General features: G+C 63.9%; 2 protein-coding genes. One reads left to right on the top strand and one right to left on the bottom strand.

All coding sequences use genetic code 11. The annotated features are described in order from the left end of the window. Positions 1–64 precede the first annotated feature (64 nt). Positions 65–1,870 carry a long-chain fatty acid--CoA ligase gene (locus ACEW8G_RS07945; RefSeq protein WP_373487891.1) on the top strand — a complete coding sequence of 602 codons (1,806 nt, stop codon included), beginning with the start codon at positions 65–67 and terminating at the stop codon, positions 1,868–1,870. 1 nt (position 1,871) lies between these two features. On the opposite strand, the gene ACEW8G_RS07940 is transcribed toward ACEW8G_RS07945, so the two are convergent. Next, positions 1,872–2,538: acetyl-CoA C-acyltransferase (locus ACEW8G_RS07940; RefSeq protein ID WP_373487890.1), on the bottom strand; the 667-nt coding region annotated here is incomplete at its 5' end.

The raw sequence follows: 2,538 nt of genomic DNA, 5'->3' as shown, positions 1-2,538 counted from the left end.
CCACAGACCGCACAGCAAGCGCGGCGCAGACAGGAGCCTGTTGACGGTGATCGCGGACAAATCCATGGGCCAGTTCGCCCGGTTCGACAATCTGGTATCGATGTTCTTTGTGCGCGCCGATGAGCTGGGCGATGCGCCGTTCCTGTGGGCCAAGCGCGACGGGGCCTGGGTGTCGACTAGCTGGCGCTCGGCGGCAGGCCAGGTGGCAGAGCTTGCCAGTGCGCTCAAGGATATGGGGCTGGTGCGCGGTGACCGGGTGATGCTGGTCTCTGAAAACCGCCCCGAATGGTGCATTTCAGATCTGGCGATCATGGCCGCCGGCTGCATCACGGTGCCAACCTACACCACCAATACCGAGCGCGACCACCAGCACATCCTCGACAATTCGGGTGCGCGCGCGGTGATCGTGTCGAACGCCAAGCTTGCCAAGACATTGCTGCCCGCCGTGCTGCGCGCGGGCAATGCCTGGCATGTCATCGGCATGGACGCGCTCAAGATCGCGCAGGCCAGCCGCTTCATGGCGCACAGCTGGGACGATCTGGTGACAGGCGACGCGGCACGACAGGCCGGGCTGATCGCGGCGATCAAGGCCGATGCTGCCGCACTCTCCCGGCAGGACACCGCGTGCATCATCTATACCAGCGGCACCGGTGGTGCGCCGCGCGGGGTGATGCAGCACCATGGCGCGATCCTGCACAATGTCGCAGGGCCAACCCGGGTGATCGCCGAAGATTTCGGTTGGGATGACGAGGTGTTCCTTTCGTTTCTGCCGCTCAGCCATGCGTATGAACACAGCGCCGGGCAGTTCTTCCCCATCGGTCTGGGGGCGCAAATTTATTATTCGGAAGGGCTCGAAAAGCTCGCCAGCAACATCGAAGAAACGCGTCCGACGATCATGGTCGTGGTGCCGCGCCTGTTCGAGGTGCTGCGCGCGCGCATCCTCAAGCAGATTCAAAAGCAGGGGAAGCTCGCCAACTTCCTGTTCGAACGCGCGATGGCGCTCGGTCAAAAGCAGCTCGATGGCCGCGCCGGGGTGCTCGACAAGCCGATGGATTTCATCCTGTCGAAAAGCCTGCGCCCCAAGATTCAGGCACGCTTTGGCGGGCGGATGAAGGCGATGGTCTCGGGCGGAGCGCCGCTCAATCCCGAGATCGGCGTGTTTTTTCATTCGCTTGGGCTAACGCTCCTGCAGGGCTATGGCCAGACCGAGGCCGCGCCGATCATCGCCTGCAACCGCCCGTCGGTGGGGCTGAAGATGGACACCGTTGGCCCGGTGCTCGCCGATACCGAAGTGAAAATCGCCGAGGATGGCGAGATTCTGGTGCGCGGTGAGCAGGTGATGCACGGCTATTGGCAGAACCCTGAGGAAAGCGCGCGAGTGCTGATCGATGGCTGGCTGCACACCGGCGACATCGGGCTGATCGACGATGCAGGTCGCATCGCCATAACAGATCGCAAGAAGGACCTGATCGTCAACGACAAGGGCGACAATGTGTCGCCGCAAAAGGTTGAAGGCATGCTGACGCTGCAGCCCGAGATTCATCAGGCGATGGTCACGGGCGACCGGCGGCCCTATCTGGTCGGACTGGTGGTGCCAGACCCCGAATGGGCGATGGAATGGGCGAGCGCCGAAGACATGCCATTCGATTTTGCCACGTTGCAGGCGAACCCCGCGTTCAAATCTGCATTGCGCGCCGCGATTGACCGGGTGAACAGCGACCTTTCAGTGATCGAAAAGGTCCGCCAGTTCACTTTTGCCGATGAACCGTTCAGCATCGAAAATGGCGAGATGACGCCCTCACTCAAGATCCGTCGGCACGTGATCCGGGGGCGCTATCAGACGCGGATGGATGGCTTGTACAAGGGGTAAATCACACCCGCTCGACCGCGACCGCCAGCCCTTGCCCCACGCCAATGCACAGCGTGGCCAGGCCATAACGCCCGCCCTCAACATGCAACCGGTCGACCACCGTCTGCAAGATGCGCGCGCCGGACATGCCGAGCGGATGACCCAGCGCAATCGCACCGCCCCACGCGTTGACGCGCGGGTCATCGTCGGCCATCCCCAGCTCGCGCATCACCGCGAGACCCTGCGCCGCGAACGCCTCGTTCAGCTCGACCACATCGATCTGATCCATCGTCAACCCCAGCTTTGCCAGCAGCTTTTGCGTCGCGGGCACCGGGCCTAGCCCCATAATGCGCGGCGCCACCCCGGCGCTGGCCATGCCCAGCACGCGCGCACGCGGCTCCAGACCATGAGCTTGTGCCGCCGCCTCGCTGGCGATGATCATCGCCGCAGCGCCGTCGTTGACGCCCGAAGCGTTGCCCGCCGTCACGGTGCCATCGGCGCGAACAATGGGCTTGAGATTGGCAAGACTCGCCAGCGTGGTGTCGGCGCGCGGGTGCTCGTCGGTATCGACGCCGACATCGCCCTTGCGGCTGGCGATGGTCACCGGCGTGATCTGTGCAGCGAGATGTCCGGAAGCTTGCGCAGCAGCGGCGCGCTGCTGGCTGCGCAGCGCGAACGCATCCTGCGCT

Origin of the sequence: Blastomonas sp. (assembly GCF_041747255.1) — a bacterium.
In the GTDB taxonomy this organism is placed as follows: domain Bacteria; phylum Pseudomonadota; class Alphaproteobacteria; order Sphingomonadales; family Sphingomonadaceae; genus Blastomonas.
This window is presented reverse-complemented; position numbering and strand designations above follow the sequence as displayed.